Annotated in this window: 13 protein-coding genes and 6 pseudogenes; 11 read left to right on the top strand and 8 right to left on the bottom strand. The window is 70.2% G+C overall.

Features of this window, described 5'->3' with window-relative positions:
- The first annotated feature begins 107 nt into the window (after positions 1-107).
- Positions 108-656, top strand: a complete 549-nt coding sequence (locus HDC93_RS33135) for an IS3 family transposase (protein WP_185014515.1) — start codon at positions 108-110, stop codon at positions 654-656.
- Here HDC93_RS33135 and ltrA read toward each other — a convergent pair.
- A pseudogene (gene ltrA, locus HDC93_RS33130) lies at positions 598-1758 on the bottom strand (group II intron reverse transcriptase/maturase); the annotation flags it as partial. The gene HDC93_RS33135 and the pseudogene ltrA sit on opposite strands and share 59 nt — an antisense overlap.
- Positions 1759-2606: 848 nt before the next feature.
- On the opposite strand from ltrA, the pseudogene HDC93_RS38965 reads away from it, so the two are divergent.
- Positions 2607-3102: pseudogene (locus tag HDC93_RS38965) on the top strand (IS3 family transposase); the annotation flags it as partial.
- 437 nt (positions 3103-3539) lie between these two features.
- Here HDC93_RS38965 and HDC93_RS33115 read toward each other — a convergent pair.
- Complete coding sequence (locus HDC93_RS33115) at positions 3540-4352, bottom strand: RNA polymerase subunit sigma-70 (protein WP_311774687.1); 813 nt, start codon at positions 4350-4352, stop codon at positions 3540-3542.
- Here HDC93_RS33115 and HDC93_RS38960 point away from each other — a divergent pair.
- The 3 genes and pseudogenes from HDC93_RS38960 to HDC93_RS33105 all read left to right on the top strand — a co-directional run.
- A pseudogene (locus tag HDC93_RS38960) lies at positions 4237-4998 on the top strand (CHAT domain-containing protein); the annotation flags it as partial. The gene HDC93_RS33115 and the pseudogene HDC93_RS38960 overlap by 116 nt on opposite strands.
- A complete protein-coding gene (locus HDC93_RS39820; RefSeq protein WP_221517437.1) occupies positions 4995-5255 on the top strand; it encodes a CHAT domain-containing protein in 261 nt (86 codons plus the stop codon). The pseudogene HDC93_RS38960 and the gene HDC93_RS39820, both read left to right, overlap by 4 nt.
- Positions 5256-5385: 130 nt before the next feature.
- Positions 5386-5883 (top strand): peptidylprolyl isomerase, encoded by a 498-nt coding sequence (locus HDC93_RS33105; protein ID WP_031107460.1) that lies wholly within the window; start codon positions 5386-5388, stop codon positions 5881-5883.
- A 76-nt stretch (positions 5884-5959) separates the two neighbouring features.
- On the opposite strand, the gene HDC93_RS33100 is transcribed toward HDC93_RS33105, so the two are convergent.
- The gene (locus HDC93_RS33100; RefSeq protein ID WP_311774686.1) at positions 5960-6109 is read right to left on the bottom strand and encodes a hypothetical protein; all 150 of its coding nucleotides are present in this window, start codon (positions 6107-6109) and stop codon (positions 5960-5962) included.
- Positions 6110-6281: 172 nt separating this feature from the next.
- On the opposite strand from HDC93_RS33100, the gene HDC93_RS33095 reads away from it, so the two are divergent.
- The gene (locus HDC93_RS33095; RefSeq protein WP_185014512.1) at positions 6282-6512 is read left to right on the top strand and encodes an e9imm peptide; all 231 of its coding nucleotides are present in this window, start codon (positions 6282-6284) and stop codon (positions 6510-6512) included.
- A gap of 274 nt (positions 6513-6786) precedes the next feature.
- Here HDC93_RS33095 and HDC93_RS33090 read toward each other — a convergent pair whose 3' ends face one another.
- Complete coding sequence (locus HDC93_RS33090) at positions 6787-7032, bottom strand: CGNR zinc finger domain-containing protein (RefSeq protein ID WP_311774685.1); 246 nt, start codon at positions 7030-7032, stop codon at positions 6787-6789.
- 62 nt (positions 7033-7094) lie between these two features.
- On the opposite strand from HDC93_RS33090, the gene HDC93_RS33085 reads away from it, so the two are divergent.
- The 3 genes from HDC93_RS33085 to HDC93_RS33075 all read left to right on the top strand — a co-directional run bounded on the left by HDC93_RS33085 (position 7095) and on the right by HDC93_RS33075 (position 13140).
- On the top strand, positions 7095-10379 hold the full coding sequence (locus tag HDC93_RS33085; protein ID WP_221517436.1) for a family 78 glycoside hydrolase catalytic domain: 3285 nt from the start codon (positions 7095-7097) through the stop codon (positions 10377-10379).
- Positions 10380-10729: 350 nt separating this feature from the next.
- Positions 10730-12385, top strand: a complete 1656-nt coding sequence (locus HDC93_RS33080) for a serine/threonine-protein kinase (protein WP_185014511.1) — start codon at positions 10730-10732, stop codon at positions 12383-12385.
- On the top strand, positions 12382-13140 hold the full coding sequence (locus HDC93_RS33075; protein WP_221517435.1) for a hypothetical protein: 759 nt from the start codon (positions 12382-12384) through the stop codon (positions 13138-13140). Before HDC93_RS33080 ends, HDC93_RS33075 begins: the two co-directional genes overlap by 4 nt.
- Positions 13141-13164: 24 nt before the next feature.
- Here the strand turns inward: HDC93_RS33075 and HDC93_RS33070 are convergent, their stop codons facing one another.
- Together HDC93_RS33070 and HDC93_RS33065 are read right to left on the bottom strand one after the other, a co-directional pair.
- Positions 13165-14706, bottom strand: a complete 1542-nt coding sequence (locus HDC93_RS33070; RefSeq protein WP_185014510.1) for a fused MFS/spermidine synthase — start codon at positions 14704-14706, stop codon at positions 13165-13167.
- A gap of 143 nt (positions 14707-14849) precedes the next feature.
- Positions 14850-15383, bottom strand: a complete 534-nt coding sequence (locus HDC93_RS33065; protein WP_185014509.1) for a 2'-5' RNA ligase family protein — start codon at positions 15381-15383, stop codon at positions 14850-14852.
- Between the two features lie 178 nt (positions 15384-15561).
- On the opposite strand from HDC93_RS33065, the pseudogene HDC93_RS33060 reads away from it, so the two are divergent.
- A pseudogene (locus HDC93_RS33060) lies at positions 15562-15999 on the top strand (cryptochrome/photolyase family protein); the annotation flags it as partial.
- A gap of 2 nt (positions 16000-16001) precedes the next feature.
- Here the strand turns inward: HDC93_RS33060 and HDC93_RS33055 are convergent.
- Positions 16002-16482, bottom strand: a pseudogene (locus HDC93_RS33055) (S8 family peptidase); the annotation flags it as partial.
- Positions 16483-16556: 74 nt separating this feature from the next.
- On the opposite strand from HDC93_RS33055, the pseudogene HDC93_RS33050 reads away from it, so the two are divergent.
- Positions 16557-16823 (top strand): annotated as a pseudogene (locus HDC93_RS33050) (5-methyltetrahydropteroyltriglutamate--homocysteine S-methyltransferase); the annotation flags it as partial.
- Between the two features lie 70 nt (positions 16824-16893).
- Here the strand turns inward: HDC93_RS33050 and HDC93_RS33045 are convergent.
- Complete coding sequence (locus HDC93_RS33045; protein ID WP_185014508.1) at positions 16894-18351, bottom strand: 3-hydroxybutyrate oligomer hydrolase family protein; 1458 nt, start codon at positions 18349-18351, stop codon at positions 16894-16896.
- Positions 18352-18626: the final 275 nt, after the last annotated feature.

Here is an 18626-nt window from a genome sequence, read left to right as displayed (position 1 = left end):
GGTGGTGCTGGTCATGAGGGGGTGGTTCTCCTGTCGTGCCCTCTCAGGCTAACCCGACGAAGCGGGACGTCTCACCCAAGGCTGACAGAGAGGGGGGAGACGAACTGGTGAACCGCTTCCAGTTCGTCCACGACCACCAGGACGCCTTCGGCGTGAAGCGGTTGTGCCAGGTGCTGGGCGTGAACCGCTCCAGCTACTACAAGTGGCGGGACAGGGCCGATGCGCGGACCGCGCGGCAGGCCGCCGACCGGGCCCTGGCCGAACAGATCCGCGCCGTCCACACCGAATCCGACGGCGCCTACGGCTCTCCGCGGATCACCGCCGAGCTCCGCGCCGACGGCCGCAAGATCAACGAGAAACGGGTGGCCCGCGTGATGCGCACGTTCTCCATCCAGGGCATACGCCTGCGCAGACGGGTCCGCACCACGATCCCCGAGCCGTCGGCGGCACCGGTGGCGGACCTGTTCCAGCGGGACTTCACCGCCCCCGCGCCCGGAGTCAAGTACATGGGGTCGGGTAGCCGGAGGGAATCTCACCCTCCGGCTCCCACAGAACCGTGCGTAACAGTCTCCCGTTACACGGCTCTTGTCACCCTGATCACCAGAAATTTCGGCACAGGCGCCAATGTGCGAACATTCCCGGGTATCGCTGCGTGATCCCCTGGAAACACTCCTTGGCTTTCTTGAACCCGGCCAGCCGTTTGTACTTTCTGCGGATCCAGCGCATCAGGTAGGCGTTGATGCGCCGCAGGAGGGGTTTCAGCGCGGAGTGATAGAACGCTCCGTAGTACTGCATCCACCCTCGCACGATCGGGTTGATGATCCGTGCGAGTTGAGCGAAGGTGTGGCCCGTGCGCCGGTGGATCCGCCACCCGCGCAATTCGGAACTGAGCCTCTTCAGGGCCTCCTTGCTGATCGCAGGCAGAAAGCACGGGAATGTCACCCCATGCTTGCTGCGCGCCGCGCGAGCGCGGAACGTGAACCCCAGGAACGTGAACGCCGTGTGCTCATACGAGCCGCGCCGGTTCGCGTCCTTGCAGTAGACGATCCGGGTCTTGTCGGGATGCAGACGCAGCCCGACCTCTTCCATCCGGTTCCCGATCGCCTCCACCAGTCTTCTGGCCTGGCGCTCGCTGACGCAGTGCACGACCGCGTCATCCACGTAGCGTTCGAAGGGGACGTTCGGGAACTCCCGAGCCAGCCACATGTCGAACGCATAGTGCAGGAACAGATTCGCCAACACGGGCGAGACCGATGACCCTTGCGGGGTCCCCCGGTCCCGCATCTGCAAGGTGCCATCGGGTAGTTGAAGCGGTGCCTCCAGCCATCGCCGGACGTACAACTTCACCCAAACGGCGTCGGTGTGTGCTTCCACTGCCTTGACGATGAGGTCCCAGGGGACGCTGTCGAAGAACTTCTGGATGTCGAGGTCGACGACCCAGTCCTTCTTCCAGCATCGTTCCCGGCACTTTTCCACCGCGTCCAGCGCCGACCGACCGGGCCGATACCCGTAGGAGTCCGGATGGAACTTCGGTTCCACCTCACGCTCCAGACGGGCGGCCACTACGGTCTGTGCAATTCTGTCCGCGACCGTGGGAACGCCGAGAATTCTGGTTCCACCGCCATGTGGCTTCGGAATCTCCACCGCTCGCACCGGGGGCGGAAAGTAGCTACCCGAGGACATCCGGTTCCAGATCTTGAAGAGGTTGCCCCTCAGATCCTTCTCGAATTCCTCGATCGAGCAACCGTCCACGCCCGACGCCCCCTTAGGGGTCCTTTCACTATGAGTGTCCGATCAGGGCGCGTGGTCTAGTGCCGTGCGTCGCAAGGCGCCGGGAAGCCCTCGTAGCGGAGCTACTAGGGCTTTTCGGCAACGCGGCGAGGTGCGGTGCCAGGCCGCGCGACCCGGACGGGCATAGTGAAAGGACCCCTTATTGGCCTTGACCTTCTCCCATGCCTCCCATACTTCCCACTTCGAGATCTCGAACGACTTTCCTGGCGACTTCAGCTCGCCCACCCGACTCCTCCCAGGGCATGCCCGGTTGATCGAACGAACACAGCCACGGATGACCCGGCCCCTTCGCTCCGTCCCCATTACAGAGACTTCATCACTACTACGAGCCGGTCCGCCGGCGAGTTCCGCACCGGTACTCGATCCCTCGCGGTTTCCGCCGCTTCGGGACACTCCCTCTCCCTGCCCATGAGGCAGGACTATCGGGACTCGCCTTCCCACGTTCCACGTGAAAGCAGCAGACCAGGCTCGCGTCGCCTCCATGCCGGGCACCGTCTGGCCAGTAGACGGGTGTCCGCCAGACTTGTCCTGGAGCCATATCTACACCCCCAGTTTCGATGCCATCTAAATACGTTTTCGACACGTCATCAGCGATTCGCTTGCGCTCGCCTTCCTGGTCCCCACCTGACGCCTCATGGGCGCCTTTTCCACATCGCTCACCACGACGGTCTTCAGCCAACGCAGCATGTGGCGGTTTGAAGCCTCCCCCCGCAGGGCGGCTCCGAAGGGCCTACCTTCATCTTTCACGCAGCACCGCATTCAAAGAGGTGCCGACCTACATTCCTGAACCTCTCTTCCTGCGTTCGTGGCACACCGACATCACCTACCTCCCCACCGGGGACGGCCAGTTCCTCTACCTGGCCACCGTCCTGGACTGCTTCAGCCGCCGAGTGGTCGGCTGGTCCCTCGCCGCCCACATGCGCACCGAACTCGTCGCCGACGCCCTGCGGATGGCAGCCGCCACCCGCGGCGGTCTGAGCGGCGCGGTCTTCCACTCCGATCACGGTGCCCAGTACACATCGCGTGAATTCGCCGACCTGTGCCGCGAGTTGGGCGTCACCCAGTCCATGGGCGCGGTCGGTACCTCCCGCCGACAACGCCGCCTGCGAGAGCTTCCACGCCACCCTCAAGCGCGAGACCCTGCGCGGCGCCCACCACTACCCGGGAACGGAACTCTGCCGACGCACCGTCTTCCGGTGGCTCACCCGCTACAACACCCGCCGCAGGCACTCCGCCAACGGACACCTCAGCCCCGTCGACTACGAACACCAGCACCAGCAGGAGTCCGATAAGCTCACGCTGGCCGCATAACCACCCGAACGCGTGTCCACTTTCGCGGGGGAAGGCCCCCTCTCCTCCGTCACCGCATCCTCCTGGGCTGACGACACCCTCCGTCACCACCGACTACGGAACAGACCCGTTCATTTGACAGACCCACGCCCGGGGTTGCCCGCCAGGGCTCGCTGAGCGCCGAGACGGTCTGGGGTTGAGCCGGTGGGTGTCTGGCGAGTTCCGAGGCCATGACCCCTGATCCATCTCCTGATCTGTGCCGTGAGCATCATCAGTCACAGAGTTCCGCGGGGGCGGCCTACCGTGCTGGTCCCCTCCGCCGGAGCGGGCATCCACGTGATACCGCTCCTACGCCCCGTGCCGCTGCTGTGCGCCGAGAACTTCGCCCACGCTCGTCAAGGTGCTGGTGGGCGTGCCCTGAGCACGGCGTCCGACGGCGGCCCCGCTCGGGGCAGGGGCTACTCCGTGCCCTCCGCCGGCAGGCCGAGCCGCTCGGACTGGTCGTCGTGGAACGTGGTGATCTCCGTGATCAGTCCGCCGGTGACGCGCAGGACGTCGATCGTCAGCGGCAGGTACGCGCCCTGCTGCTCCTGCCAGAGGTAGAAGGCGAGGGCGGGCTGCCGGTTCACGGCGCTGGGGACGGCGCGCAGGCCCTTCATGCCCTCGAAGCCGCTCGTGATCCAGTCGTTCACCACCGTGTCGCGGCCGATGCGGAGGCCCGGCGTGGGCGGCATCGAGCAGCGGACGTCCTCGCGCAGGAGCGTGGTGAGCCGGTCGACGTCCGTGGCCACGCTGGCGTCGGTGTAGCGCCGTACCAGCTCGCGCGTCTCTGCGTCCTGATCGCCGCCGCTCCAGTCCTGCCGCTCGGCGGGCAGGTGTTCCCGCATGCCGGCGCGGGCCCGCTGCAATGCGCTGTTCACGGAGTTGACGGAATCGCCCAGGCATTCCGCGCCGTCCCGCGCAGACCAGCCGAGCACATCCCGCAAGATCAGCACGGCCCGTGGGCGCGGCGCGAGGTGCTGGACCGCCACGAGGTATGCTGGCTCGATCGTCTCCCGCGCGACGGCGACGGTCTCCGGCTCGTCGGCGCCGCCCACGGGCAGCTCGTCGAGCAGCCGGTCCGGGTAGGGCTGCAGCCACAGCACCTCGCCGCCGGTGCCAGGCTCCGGGCGGATCTTGGCAAGCAGGTCCAGGCAGGCGTTGGTGGCGATCCGGTACAGCCAGGCCCGGAACGTCGAACGCCCCTCGAAGGTCCCGCCGCCGCCAGGCACGCAGGAACGTCTCCTGCACGGTGTCCTCGGCGTCCTCGAACGATCCGAGCATCCGGTCGAATGGCTCTGGGACACCGTCGCCGCCACCGTGCTCGACCGGGCTCGGCATCGACGGTGCGGCGGACCGCCCGCGGCCTCGCCTGTGGTGGTGCCCGGTCGGGTTCCTCGCCTCGCTGCCCCTGCACGCGGCCGACCTGCACCGCTCTCCCGCGCCCAGGGTCGTCGCCGTGCCACGCTCCTCGACCGGACGGTCTCCTCCCTCACCTCCACCCTGGGCGTTCTCGCCCAGGCCCGGACCCGCCCGTCGGCGTCCCCGGCCGCGGGTACGCTGGTCGTCGCGCTGCCGCGGACGCCGGGCGCGGAACCTCTCGGCCACGCGGAGAAGGAGGCGGCCCGCGTCGCCGAGCTTCTGCGGCCCGCCGGGCCCGTCACCGTACTCACCGGCCCGGCCGCCACCTCGCAGTCCGTGCTGGGCGCCCTCCCGGGGCACGGCACCGCGCACTTCGTGTGCCACGGTCTGACCGACCCGCTCGACCCGTCGGGCAGTCGGCTGTTCCTCGCAGATCACCGCGAGCGTCCGCTGACCGTCGCAGTGCTCGCGGGCCTCCGCCTGCGCGAGGCGGATCTGGCGCACCTGTCCGCGTGCAGCACCGGCGTCATGGCCCACCGGCTCGCGGACGAGTTCGTGCACCGGCCTTCCAGCTCTGCGGTTACCGACAGGTCGTCGGCCCCCTCTGGCCGGTCAGCGACGCGGCGGCCGAAGCGGTGGCCGAGGCCTTCCACGCCCGCCGCGCCGCCGGTCTGCCCGGCGCCGAAGCCCTGACCGACGCCCTCCTGGACCTCCGCGACCGCTACCTCGCCGCCCCCACCCGCTGGGCCGCGCACGTCCACACCGGGGTCTGATCTCGTGCCGGGGTGTCGCCGGCCCGGGCACGGCGTGCCGCTTCGGGGGCACCCGGCCGTACCTGTGGTGCGGGGCCGCATTCGAGATGCTCGTGGCGCTCCTGAGGGTGGCAGATGACAGGATGGGGGCATGACTATCAAGGTTTTCTTTGACATCACCATCGACGGCGTTCCCGCCGGCCGGATCAACATGAACCTCTTCGACGACGTCGCCCCCAAGACCGTGGAGAACTTCCGCGCGCTCGCGACCGGCGAGAAGGGCTTCGGCTACAAGGGCTCGTCCTTCCACCGCGTCATCCCGGAGTTCATGCTCCAGGGCGGTGACTTCACCCGCGGCGACGGCACGGGCGGCAAGAGCATCTACGGCGAGAAGTTCGCCGACGAGAACTTCACGCTCAAGCACACCAAGCCGGGCCAGCTCTCCATGGCCAACGCCGGCCCGAACACCAACGGCTCGCAGTTCTTCATCACCACGATCGTGACGTCGTGGCTCGACGGCAAGCACGTCGTCTTCGGCGAGGTCGCCGACGAGAGCAGCATGGAGCTCGTGCGCAAGATCGAGAGCTACGGCTCGCGGTCCGGCCGCACCTCGGCCACGATCACCATCGCCGACTCCGGCACTCTCTGACGATACGTCGCCACGTGCGGGGTCCGGACAGCCGGACCCCGCACGAGAGGGTGCTCACGAACCCTCGCCCTCGTGCTTACGGCTTGTCGAGCACCGTCCCCGTCAGCACCGGCCTGCCTGGCAGCGGCTCGGCGTTGCGGTCGGTCAGGGCGAGGCGCATCGGCTCGGCCGGCTCGGCCACCTGGTCCCCTACGGTCGGCACCACGGTCGGCACCTCGAAGTCCACGCCGGTGCTCCCGGGCGGGATGTGCAGGCACAGCCACAGGTGCGCGTCGGACAGCGGCCGCTCGGGGTCGTGGACGTCGATGGCGGGCGCGCTGTGCGATCAAGCCAAGGCGGCGGCGGAGACACGGACCTGCCAGGGGCGTCCCGCTACAGTGAATCGGCGGAGGGGTCCGATGCGTACTGTGGAAATGAGTCGCGCGGAGGCTGTCGCGCTCGTGCAGCGGATCATGCAAGCGGATTACGCCTCGGACGACGAGAGGGACGCCTGGCTGGACAGTCTCGACAGATCACTGGCATGCCCGTCCGGTCATGTCGGCGACTTGATCTTCTGGCCGCCGGGGCTGGGGCTTCCGGCCGATGAAGTGGTCGATCAGGCTTTGGCGTATCGGCCAATCGCTTTGTGAGGTGCCCCGTTTCAGCGACCGTCAGCGCTCGAGCGGGCCACGGGCGCCGTGCAGTCGCAGGGGGCGGTCGGCCTGACCGAGGAGCATGACGCGCGACTCTTCCACCGGCGGGCCGCGGTCCACTCACCGCTCTTGGGATGGCCCACCGAACTCCGGCGCCTGGCCGCCCCCGACATCCTCGCCCGCTCTATCGCGTGAACCCTGGTGGCGCGCTCCGCCGCCAGGACTCACGGACCCTGACCGACGGTTCGTACGGCGGCGTGTGCCCGCGACATCATCCGCGCCGACGCGTACGGGAGCAGTGGCTCCTGGCGCGATCACGGTTGCCGCAGTCGTCCGAGCTGCACCAGCGCCGGGTCCCGCTCCGGGAGCGGTCGAGGAAGAACCAGCCGCATCCGGGGCCCGCACAGCGCCGGATCCGGCCCAGGCCGTCCCCGGTCAGCAGGTCCTCCGTCAAGACCGCCCCCCTCAGCCCGATTTCGACGGCAATCCGGGCCGACTCACATATTGACGTGTTCACGTCACACAGCTACTGCCCCCGCGACCTGCCTGATTGAAACGATTCAATAGACCGGAGAAGCCATGCTCCTCAGGCGCCCCCTCATGCTCGGCCTCCTCACGGGCTTCGTCGTGCTCGCGGTACCCGCAGGCGTGTCCGCACTCTCCACTCCCCTGTCACCAGCGGCGTCCGCCGCGGCCGCTCCTCTCGCCGTGCGGGCCCTGAGCACCAACAGCCGCACGAACCCCCTCGGCATCGGCGGTGAAACCCCGGTGTTCGGATGGCAGTTGGCGTCGGACCGGCGGGCGACGGCACAACAGGCCTATGAGATACAGGTCGGACACGGACCAGGGGCCGCCGACGTGTGGTCGTCCGGCAAGGTGAGGTCCGGCCGGCAGGTCGACGTCGCGTACGGCGGCCCGGGCCTGAAGTCGGCCACTCGCTACCACTGGCGCGTCCGGGTCTGGGACGACAAGGGAGCGGTGAGCCGGTGGAGCGCGGACGCGTACTTCGAGACCGGACTGTTGGACGCCGGCGACTGGGCCGGCGCGCAGTGGATCACGCGCCCCGGCGCCCCGAGTGAACTGGACAAGTGGACCGACTACTCCGCGACCGTCCGCTTCAAGCTCGAGAACGCCGCCTTCGGCATGTTCCTGCGCGCCCCCGACCCGGCCAACGGATACATGTGGCAGTTCAACGTCACCGGAGCGAGTCCGACGCTGAGGCTGCACAAGCAGGTGAAGGGCGCGTACAGCGTCGTCAAGGAAGTAGACCTCGCACCCTACGGCTTCACCAACGCATCCCTTCTCGCCGACCGGCACACCGTGCGCTACGACGCTGCGGGCGACACGATCAGGACGACACTCGACGGCAAGCTCGTCAGCACCTTCACCGACTCCACGTTCGCGAAGGGCTACATCGGTTTCCGCACCCACGCCTGCTGCGGCGAGCGGGGAACGGTCTACGACGCCGTCGTGACCGGGGCCGACGGCAGCACCCTGCTCGACACCGACTTCGCCTCCGGCCGGAACCCCTTCTCCGGCGGTGTCATCGCCGACTCCGCCCTCGCCGTCTCCGGCACCACGGACGCCCTGTACGGGCCCGACGTCCGGCCGATGCCCTTGCTCCGCAAGGCCTTCGCGACCGAGCCCGGCAAGAAGGCCGCCTCCGCACGGGTCTACGCCTCCGCGCTCGGCATCTACACGCTGGAGATCAACGGCAGGCCGGTCGGCGACCAGGTACTGGCCCCGGGCTGGACCGACTACCACAAGCGCATCCAGTCCCAGACCTACGACGTCACGAGACTGCTCAACAGGGGCGACAACGCGATCGGTGCCTCCCTGGCGAACGGCTGGTGGGCCGGCAAGGTCGGGATCGGCTGGAGCCGCCAGTACGGCGACACGCCGGCGCTCGTGGCGAAGATGCGCGTCACCTACACCGACGGCTCCGCGCAGTGGGTCGCCACGGACGGCTCGTGGAAGGCGGCCGAGGGACCCCACGTGCAGGCCGACCTGCAGGACGGTGAGACGTATGACGCCCGTCTGAAGCCGGCGGGCTGGAGCCGCGCCGGATTCGACGACGTCGGCTGGGAGACGGCGGCCACGGTGGAGTCACGCACCGCCCGACTCGTCCCGCAGAGCGACGAGCCGGTGCGCGAGACCCAGGTCCTCAAGGCCCGGAAGATGACCGAGCCCAGCCCCGGGACCTACGTGTACGACCTCGGCCAGAACATGGTCGGCGTGGCCCGGCTGCCCCTGACCGGCTCCTCCGGCCGGACCGCGCAGATCCGTTACGCCGAGGTGCTCAACAAGGACGGCACCCTCTACACCGACAACTTCCGCAGCGCCAAGGTCACCGACCGCTATGTCTTCGCCGGCTCCGCAACGGTCACCTACGAGCCCACCTTCACCCAGCACGGGTTCCGCTACATCGAGATCACCGGAGTGGACTCACCACCCGCGCTCACCGACGTACAGGGCGTCGTCTGGGGCTCCGACCTCCCCTCCACCGGCACGCTGAAGACCTCGGACGGCATGCTCGACCAGTTGGTCAGCAACATCTCCTGGAGCCAGCGGGGCAACTTCCTGTCCATCCCCACCGACACCCCGGCCCGCGACGAGCGCCTGGGCTGGACGGGCGACATCAGCCTGTTCGCCCCGACGGCCAACTACCTCGTCGACACACGCGCGTTCCTGTCCCACTGGATGGCGGACGTCCGCAACTCCCAGCACGCAGACGGCGATCTGCCGGCGGTCGTGCCGACCCCCCAGGGCCAGTTCGCCGACAGCGGCGTAGGCTGGTCCGACGTCATGATCACCGTGCCGTACCACGTGTGGCGCTCCTACGGTGACACCCGCATCCTGCGCGACAACTACCCCGCGATGCGCAAGTTCTTCCAGTTCGTGCGCGACAGTGCCGGAGCGGACCTTCTGGAGCCCGGCCGCACCACGTTCTTCACCAACGACTGGCTGCATCTGGACGACCCCACCGAGCAGGGCATCCTGGGCACCGCCTATTACGCCGAGAACGCCCGCATGATGGCGGAAGTCGCCGAGGCTCTGGGCGACGAGCCCTCGGCGTCCGACTACCGCAAGCTCTCCACCGGCATCCGCCACTCCTTCACCGAGGCCTACGTCTCGGCCGACGGCACCGTGAAGGGCAACTCCCAGACCGGATACGCCATGGCCCTGGGCATGGATCTCGTCGCGGACCCGGCCCTGGTCGGCAAGGTCGGGGAGAAGTCCGTGGCCAAGCTGGCCCTGACCGAGAACCACCTGCGCACCGGCTTCATCGGCACGCCGCTGCTGCTGCCCGCGCTGAGCCAAATCGGCCGCGACGACCTGGCCTACAAGATGCTCCTGCACAAGGACTACCCGTCCTGGGGCTACGAGATCGAGAAGGGCGGCACCACCATGTGGGAGCGCTGGAACTCGATCATGCCCGACGGTGAATTCGGCCCCGTCGACATGAACTGCTTCAACCACTACGCGTACGGCGCCGTGGGTGACTGGATGTTCCAGAACATCGGTGGCCTCTCCGCCATCGAGCCCGGCTACAAGCGCTCCCGGATCGCCCCCGTCCCCGGCGGCAACCTGACCCGGGGCTCCGGAAGCCTCCACACCGTCCACGGCCCGCTGTCATCGCGCTGGACCAGACGCGACGGCGTCTTCACCCTGAAGGTGACGGTGCCGGTCAACACGGTCGCGGAAGTCCATGTCCCGGCCGACACCCGCCGCGCGGTGACCGAGGGCGGCCGACCGGCGGACACGGCGAAGGGGGTCCGCTTCCTGCGTATGGAGGACGGGGCGGCCGTCTTCCAGGTCGGGTCGGGCACCTACGACTTCGCCGCCGCGTCGGATTCCCACTAGGACGGGCCAGGGCACGCCGCATCGCAGGCGCACCCGAGCAGGCAGGGGATCTCCACCTGCTCGGGTGGACCGAGCGCCTCGGCAGGAACGCCGCCCCACCGTCCGGCCGACCGGCACCCACCCATGACGGCCGGCTTCACCCTCCACCTGGCAGAACCCATGCTGCGGCCTCCGGGCTCCGGGCTCCGGGCTCCGGGCTCCGGGCTCCGGGCTCCGGCAGGTTTCTCCACCGTTCTGTCACGGTCCGGGCACGCCTCACGCATACTTCTGGCCACGCAACCGCGGTGGCCGAAAGATGTGTCCTCGAGTGCGGGGCCGGCCGATGCCGAACGGTGGCCCAGGGGGGTGCGATGAACACGTGGGAAGTGCCCGGATACACCGGGTCGCTCGAGCTCGGGGAAGGGGCGAGTGGACGGGTCGTCCAGGCCGTCCATGAGGAGACCGGTGTTCCGGTCGCGGTGAAGTACCTCAGCGAGTCCCTGCGCACCCGGCCGGGCTTCGTGCACGACTTCCGCGCGGAGGCACGGCTGCTGGGCGGGCTGGAGAGCCCGTACGTCGCCGGGTTGTACGAGTACGTGGAGAGCGCGGACGGCGCCGCCATCGTGATGGAGCTGGTCGACGGCGTCTCGCTGCGTGCGCTGCTGAAGCGGGAGGGACCGCTCGACCCCGAAGCCGCACTCGTCATCCTCAAGGGTTCGTTGCTCGGGCTGGCCGACGCGCACCGGATCGGCGTCGTCCACCGGGACTACAAGCCGGAGAACGTGCTGGTCACGCCGGACGGATGCTCCAAGCTGGTCGACTTCGGCATCGCGGTGGATGCGGGCACCAGTTCGGGTGTGGCCGGGACCCCCTCCTACATGGCCCCCGAGCAGTGGACCGGCGCTCCCGCCTCTCCCACCGCCGATGTGTACGCGGCCACGGCCACCTTCTTCGAATGCCTCACGGGCCGCAAGCCGTACCTGGGTGACAACCTCGCCGAACTCGCCCTCCAGCACGTCGACGCACCCGTGCCGGCCGAGGAGGCCCCCGAGCCGGTGCGGGACCTGGTGCGCCGGGGTCTGGCCAAGAACCCCGAGGAACGGCCCGCACGCGCCGAGGACCTGGTCGCGGAGCTGGAGACCGCCGCCGGCACCGCCTACGGTCCCGACTGGGAGGAACGCGGCCGGGGCCGGCTCGCCGCGCTGGTGGCCCTGCTGCCGCTGCTCCTGCCCTCGTCGCGCGAGGCACCGCGGAGCACCACGGACACGGCACGCACGGTCCTGCGCCGTCCGCCGGGTCTCGGCGGGGCGCACTCGTGGCTGCCCGGTCGGCCGGGGCTGCTCGTGTCCGCCGGCGCCGCGCTTCTCGGTGTCCTCCTGACCCTCGGGGTCCCCTTCGCCCCGGGGACCGCCCCGCAGCAGACGGCGCAGGCCCTGGCCACCACCAGTGCCCAGCCCGGCCAAGGACCGGACGCTCCGCCCTCCCCCACCGACTCCTCGCCGTCTCCCTCCGCCACGCCGACCGAGTCGGCCGGCTCGTCGCCGTCACCCACCGTGTCGTCGCCCTCGGGCCCGGCGGCCACCGGTTCGGATGGCCCCCCGGCTCCCGACGCCCCCTCCGGCGGCCCGGAGACCACCGCACCCGGCGGCCCGGCCACCGCGGCGACACCGACGACCTCCACGCCCGCCCCGCCTGTCGCACCCGCCGTCAAGGACGTGGTGGTGTCGGACTTCCGGCAGACAGGTCCCACGAGCGCCACGGCCACCGTCGGAATCACCACGGACGGCACCGGGCCGGTCTCGATCACGGTCTCCTGGTTCACGGGCCGTACGGCGGGCCCGCTGGGCACTCCGGACAGACCGTCCCAGACCTTCGAACGCAGCGGCGCCACCCAGTACACCATCACCGTCGACCACACCTTCCAGAACGTGGGCTGCTACTGGGCGGTTCAGGCCACCACGACCCCGGCGTCCGCCGACGGGGGCGCCTCGCAGCAGCTCCTCACGAGGCGGTGCGACCTCAGATGACCACCCGCGACGACGACCACGCTCCCGCTCCCGCCTGCCACCCGACCGCGCCGCCGGGATCCGCGGACGGGCCCACCGAGGTGCTGCGGTCCACCGACCGGCCGGCTCAGGCACCCGGCAGCCACGCCCGGAGCGGCAAGACGGGCTCGGCCGATGCCGAGTACAGCGCCACTGTGCTGGCCAGCCACTGGATACAGCGCCCCGGAGCGGACGAGACCCTGGTCGAGCCCGCGGCGGAGGAGCGATCGACGCCGCCCGATCGCGTCGAAGGCACCGTGCTTCGCTTCGGCCCGGGCGTGACCGCCACCGCCGTGCATCGGACCCACCGGATGCCCGCCGCCACACCGCCGTCCGCACCCCGGCGTCGACGGCTGCGCAGACACACACTGCCCCTGCTCGTGGTGCTCTGCGTCCTCGCGCTCCTCGCCTGGCAGCGACTCGGTCAGCCGCTCAGGGTCGGCGCGATCACGGTCACGGCCCGGCCGACGGCGCTCGGCTGCGACGGCACCGCCCACATCGTCGCCCTCGTCACCGCCAACGGCCGTCCGGGCACACTGTCCTACCGCTGGGTCCGCAGCGACGGCACTGCCTCGGGCGTGCTGGAAGAAGTGATGGTCCGGGGGCAGAAGCGAGCACGACTCCATCTGCGGTGGACCTTCCAAGGCCCGGGACAGCACCCGGCCCGGGCCGAACTGCGCATTCTGTCCGGACCCGAGCGCACGGCGACCGCCCGTCTCACGTACGAGTGCCCCTGACCGCTCGAACCCGCCCGGGCTGTGTCACCGGCCGGTCCGCGGGCTGTAGGGCTGCAGGAGTTGGTCCACGGGTGCGTGATCGTCGGTGAGCAGTGGGGCGTCGCCGGTCCAGGAGTCGAGGTCCCCGCCGGTGGTGATCCTCCAGCCGGTGCGCCGGGCGTCCAGCTTCTTCTGCGCCGCGCGAAGGTCGACCGGCCGGTCGGAGGCGAGCACCACCAGGTTGCCGCCGACGGAGTCGGCGGAGGGGCCCTGGCCGATGTCCGCGGGTTCGCCGAGGACGGCGACGTGCTCGAAGGTCTCGCTCAGGGTGGCCACTTCGGCCCGTGCGAAGTCCATACCACCGTGATCGATGAGGTTGACCACGTACAGACCGTCCTCGTTGAGCACCCGCCGTACGTCGGCCATCGCTTCCGCCGTGGTGAGGTGCCACGGCACGCTCACACCCCCGAAGGCGTCGCCGACGACGAGGTCACGACTGCCGGTGTCCAGGCGTCGCAGGCCCAGTCGGCCGTCCTCGACGCGCACGCCGATACCGGCCTGCGCCGGCAGTCCGAGTTGCTCACGGTTGATGCCCTCGACCCCGCCGTCGATCTCGGAGACGAGGCTGCGCGTTCCGGGCCGCGTGGCCGCGAGGTAGCGGGGCAGGGTGAGTCCGCCGCCGCCCAGGTGATGAGCCGTCAGTGCCTCACCGTGCGGAAAGGCGGCATCCACCGCCGACGCGATGGCGCGCACGTACTCGAACTTCAGGTGGGTCGGGTCGTCGATGTCGACGTAGGAGTGCCGCAGGCCGTCCAGGACGAGTGTGCGGCCGTTGCCCCCGTCGGAGTCCGCGACGACCCGTGCGCAGTGATACGTGGTCTCCACGTCGCAGCCGCCGGGCGCGACCGTGGCACCGAGGCCGCCGGCCAGGACCATCAGTGTCAGGGCCGGGGCGCCGCTCCATCCGCGTGTTCGCCACTCGACCCACGCCGAACCCGCCACCAGCAGCGCTCCGAGGCCGAGCAGTATCCCGCTGACCGGCAGTCTCGAGACGAGGACGAAGCCGGTGAGCACGGTGCCGACGATGGCGCCGACGGTACCGACTCCGGACAGGCGGCCGACCACCGTACCGGTCTCCGCCAGGTTGGTGAGCCGCAGCTTCGTGACGAACGGCGTCACCGCGGAGAGCAGCGCGCCCGGCACCAGGATGGTCAGGGACGCGATCACCAGGAGCACCGCCGGGGCCCACTCCGCGGTGGTGCGCAGCACGGACGGGGTGAGTGCGACGACCGCTCCGGACACTCCGAGCGAAGGGCCGATGAGCCGACGGGGATCGACCTGATCCGCGATGTGCCCGCCCAGCCAGGAGCCGAAGGCGATGGCGGTGAGCGCGATGCCGATCACCATGGTGCTGGTCTCGAGGGTCAGGCCGAGGTAGGGGGCGAGCAGCCGCAGAGCGACGATCTCGACCACCAGGACCGCTGCCGAGGATCCGAACACCAGCAGTGCGGCGGCCCGAGGGCCCAGACCGACACGGCCCGGCGTGAGCTCAGGGGCGGGCGACGACGATTCGGTCACGGGCGACATTCTTGCACGCAGCTCACAGACCGAACGGCACCGTGCGAACCCTCATCTGCCCGGCCCGGGGCGTGACTTGCGGTCGAAGAAGGGCACTGGTGTCGGGGGCGTGCGCCCTCTGCCGACCAGCCCGAGCGGGCCCGTGGCGGAGCTCAGGGACGGGGTTGCAGCACCTCCAGGGTGCCGGTCCGGGTGTCGTAGCTGCGCAGGGTTGTGAGCCGGATGGACAGCGGTGGTGCCGGCAACAGCTCAGGGATCCGTCGGCCGGCGAAGGCGCCGGCTCGCCGAGTCCGGCCGAGGGTGATGTGCGGGGCCCAGCGACCGGGTTCGTGGAAGGGGTTGAGGGTTGCGGGCGGGCTGTCCGAGGCCACGACCTCCCAGACGCGGCGGTGCAGGGCGGCCAGCGCAGGGTCCAGGTCCAGCGCCCAGGCCAGTACCGAGGTGGGCCGCTCGAAGCGGACCACGCCGGTGCACCGCACCGGCAGCGGCAGGGCGGCGGCCACCTCGGCGAGCTCCCAGCGGATCGGGGCGGTCAGCTCCGGGCAAGCGGCCAGAGTGAGGTGCGGGCTGTTGGTCGGTGAGCGGTGACGCGCCTGACTGGGCAGCCCCGCGTCGGCGAGCCGCCGCCAGGCCTCGCGGACCGCTTGCTCCGCCGTCTCGTCCAACAAGAGCTCGACCGTGCGCACCGCGGCAGCCTAGCGGCGATCACCTGCACGGTCCCCGCCGACCGGGCCGGTCCCACTGGGAGGTCGAGTCCTGCACCCGTACGGGCGACGCACGGCGGCCTTCGCATCCGGTTTCACCACGGTGGGCGAAGTGCCCATCGTCCGAACGCGTCCCGCCCTTGACAGAAGGCTTCCTGCCATGGCGCACGCCACCCCGCACTGGCTCTTCGGCGACCAGCTCGGCCCGCATTTCCTCGCCCCGGACGGGGAGCGGGGCCCGGACCGCGGGGCGCCCGTGGTGATGGTCGAGGCGGTCGGTCCTCCGGCGCAGACGCTTTTCACCGGGCCAAGGCCCATCTGGTGCTCTCGGCGATGCGGCACCGTGCGGCGGAGCTGGGTGAGCGGGTGACGTACGTGCGGGCGGAGACGTATCGCGAGGGCCTGCGTCGCGCATCTGGGACTGCTGCACCCCGCCGAGTGCGTGGAGCGTGCCGAACGGGCCTGGCGGGAGGGCGAGGTCCCCGTGAACAGCGCCGAGGGGTTCGTACGCCAGGTCGCCGGATGGCGGGAGTACGTCTGGCAGTTGTACTGGTACTTCGGTGACGACTACCGCCAGGGCAACGCCCTCGGGCACACCCTGGTCTTGGTGCCTTCGTCGCTGTCGTTCCAGGCGGAGGTGATGTCGGAGCCGGGGGCGTACACGTCCACGACCGCGCCGTAGTTGGAGAAGTCCGCTGCTTGTCGTCCTTGGTCGAGGACGCGACGGTGACGGCTTCCTTCACGCGGGCCGGGAGCCCTGCCCGGCGTCCGCGGATTCGTTGCCCGCGGCCACGGCGAAGGTGACGCCGGCCGCGACGGCCTTGCGCACGGCTTCGTCGAGGGCCTCGTCAGCGCCGCCGCCCAGGCTCATGTTCGCGACGGACGGGCCCTGATGGTTCTTGGTGACCCAGTCGATGCCGGCGACGACCTGCTCGGTGGTTCCGGAGCCGTCGTCGTCGAGCACCCGGACAGTGACGATCTTCGCCTTCTTGGCGACACCGTGGGCTGTGCCCGCGATCGTGCCGGCGACATGGGTGCCGTGGCCGTTGCCGTCCGTGGCGTCGTTGTCGTTGTCCACGGCACGGATTCGGGAGCGATCTGCGCGTGCGCCGTCCCGAACGTCGGCAGGGTTGCGACGACAGCCGTGGCGGTGAACACCTGCTGGTCGCCCGCGAACTCGCCGCGCACGGTTACCCGCGAGAAGCCGGGCCCGGGGTGTACGACATCCACTCCCCCCGTGTCCCGAGCCCCGAGGAGGCCGCCCGACTGCTCCGCACCGGTCTGCGGGCGATCCCCGCCGAGCGCCTCTGGGTCAACCCCGACTGCGGTCTGAAGACCCGCGGGTGTCCGAAGACCCGCTCCTCGCTGGAGAACCTGGTCCACGCCGCCCGTACGGTCCGCGAGGAACTCTCACCGTCCTGACAACGAGCCGGTTCGGCCGGGGAAGGACGCACCTGCCGTCCTCCCCCGGCCCCCGGTCGCGCAGGGCCGTTCAGGGCGCGGACGGAGGAGCCGTGTCGCCGCGGGCCTTGAGGGGACAGGTGCTCAGGAGTGTCGCGGGGGTTGCCTGTGCGGGCATCGGGACGGTGTGGGAGGCGGGCGGGCGGTGTCCGGGCGTGAGCCAGTTCTCCAGCGCCGTGAAGGCCGTGCGGTGGCATGGCGTGAGCGGGCGCAGGCGCTCCGGGTGGGTGTCGACGAGGGCGTCCGTGTGGGTGCCGCCCTCGATGCGGTAGTAGCGGTGCAGTTGGCCGCGGCCGGCCTGGCGCACCATCCGGGCGTAGACGTCGGAGTCCCGGGTGATCGGCAGCAGGACGTCCAGGGTGCCGTGCAGGGTGATCAGCGGTTTGCCGATCCGGCCGGTCAGCGCGATCTTCTCCATGGCCTGGTGGACGGCGCGGGGCCGGGCGGCGTAGTCGTAGTCGGCGTCACAGGCCGGGGTGCCCGTCGCGCAGAAGGGTGTGCCCGCCTCGGTCGGGCCGTCGAAGCCGGGGTCCAGTTCCTCGCGGTAGATGCGTTGGGTCAGGTCCCAGTAGACCTTGTGGTGGTAGGGCCAGAGGAATTCGGACCCCGCCGGGAAGCCCGCGGCGTGCAGAGCTCTGCGTGCAGCGTCGGCTTCCTCGCCACCGGCGGCGAGCACGGGGTAGTGGCGCAGCGCCCGGGGCAGGAAGTTCAGCAGGGTGGGGCCGCCGGATCGCCACAGGGTGCCCTCCCAGTCGACTCCCCCGTCGTAGAGGCCGGGATGGTTCTCCAACTGCCAGCGCACGAGGTATCCGCCGTTGGATATGCCGGTCACCAGCGTGCGTGACGGCGGGCGGTGATAGTGCCGGGCGACCGTGGCGCGGGCGGCTCGGGTCAACTGGGTGAGCCGGTCGTTCCATTCGGCGATGGCGTCGCCCGGCTCCTTGCCGTCCCGGTGGAAGGCCAGGCCGGTGTTGCCCTTGTCGGTGGCGGCGTAGGCGTAGCCGCGGGACAGCACCCAGTCGGCGATGGCCCGGTCGTTGGCGTACTGTTCCCGGTTTCCGGGGGTGCCCGCGACCACCAGGCCGCCGTTCCACCGGTCGGGAAGGCGGATGACGAACTGGGCGTCGTGGTTCCATCCGTTGTTGGTGTTGGTGGTGGACGTGTCCGGGAAGTACCCGTCGATCTGAAGGCCGGGGACCCCGCTGGGTACGGCCAGGTCCTTGGGCGTAAGGCCCGCCCAGTCGGCCGGGTCGGTGTGACCCGAGGCGACTGTGCCGGCCGTGGTCAACTCCCCGAGACAGGCGGACCGTTGATGCTCTGCGCCTGGTACGCGCACCTGGGTGAGGTGCGTGCAGTTGATGGCGTCCGGGACGGCCGGTGCCGCCGCGGCGGGCGCCGGTGCGAGCGCGCAGGTGAGGGCGGCCAGGGCCAGGCCCGCCGGACCACCACGTCGCCGCGAGCGGGCCGGGGGGCGGAATGAGAAGCGCATGCGTGAGCCTCCACCGTCGTGAACAGGGATGCGCGGGAGGCTATGGCGCGGTGTCGCTGCCACGTATGGGGCCGGCGAACACCATCCGGGGTGGCGGGGTAGCTGTCGGCACCACCGGGCGCTGAGCAGATCGGTCCTGCCTTTGCGGCAAGGGCGGGCCGGTGGCTCCTGGCGTGCCTTGTGGGCTCTGCCCTTGGGGGCTCCTGCCGGCATGCCGTGTGGGCTCTGCCATACACGGTCCTGTACGAGCCGGGACATGTTCTGCCCTCACACAG

It is taken from the genome of Streptomyces sp. AK010, from assembly GCF_014207295.1.
Taxonomy (GTDB): domain Bacteria; phylum Actinomycetota; class Actinomycetes; order Streptomycetales; family Streptomycetaceae; genus Streptomyces; species Streptomyces massasporeus.
Note: the sequence above shows the minus strand (reverse complement) of the source record. Positions and strands in the feature narration are given on the sequence as shown.

What these genes read in the sequence shown, in the direction of transcription:
- HDC93_RS33105 (WP_031107460.1), top strand. Translation starts at nt 5,386, where the DNA reads ATGACTATCAAGGTTTTCTTTGACATCACCATCGACGGCGTTCCCGCC.
- HDC93_RS33095 (WP_185014512.1), top strand. Translation starts at nt 6,282, where the DNA reads ATGCGTACTGTGGAAATGAGTCGCGCGGAGGCTGTCGCGCTCGTGCAG.
- HDC93_RS33085 (WP_221517436.1), top strand. Translation starts at nt 7,095, where the DNA reads ATGCTCCTCAGGCGCCCCCTCATGCTCGGCCTCCTCACGGGCTTCGTC.
- HDC93_RS33080 (WP_185014511.1), top strand. Translation starts at nt 10,730, where the DNA reads ATGAACACGTGGGAAGTGCCCGGATACACCGGGTCGCTCGAGCTCGGG.
- HDC93_RS33075 (WP_221517435.1), top strand. Translation starts at nt 12,382, where the DNA reads ATGACCACCCGCGACGACGACCACGCTCCCGCTCCCGCCTGCCACCCG.
- HDC93_RS33070 (WP_185014510.1), bottom strand. Translation starts at nt 14,706, where the DNA reads ATGTCGCCCGTGACCGAATCGTCGTCGCCCGCCCCTGAGCTCACGCCG.
- HDC93_RS33045 (WP_185014508.1), bottom strand. Translation starts at nt 18,351, where the DNA reads ATGCGCTTCTCATTCCGCCCCCCGGCCCGCTCGCGGCGACGTGGTGGT.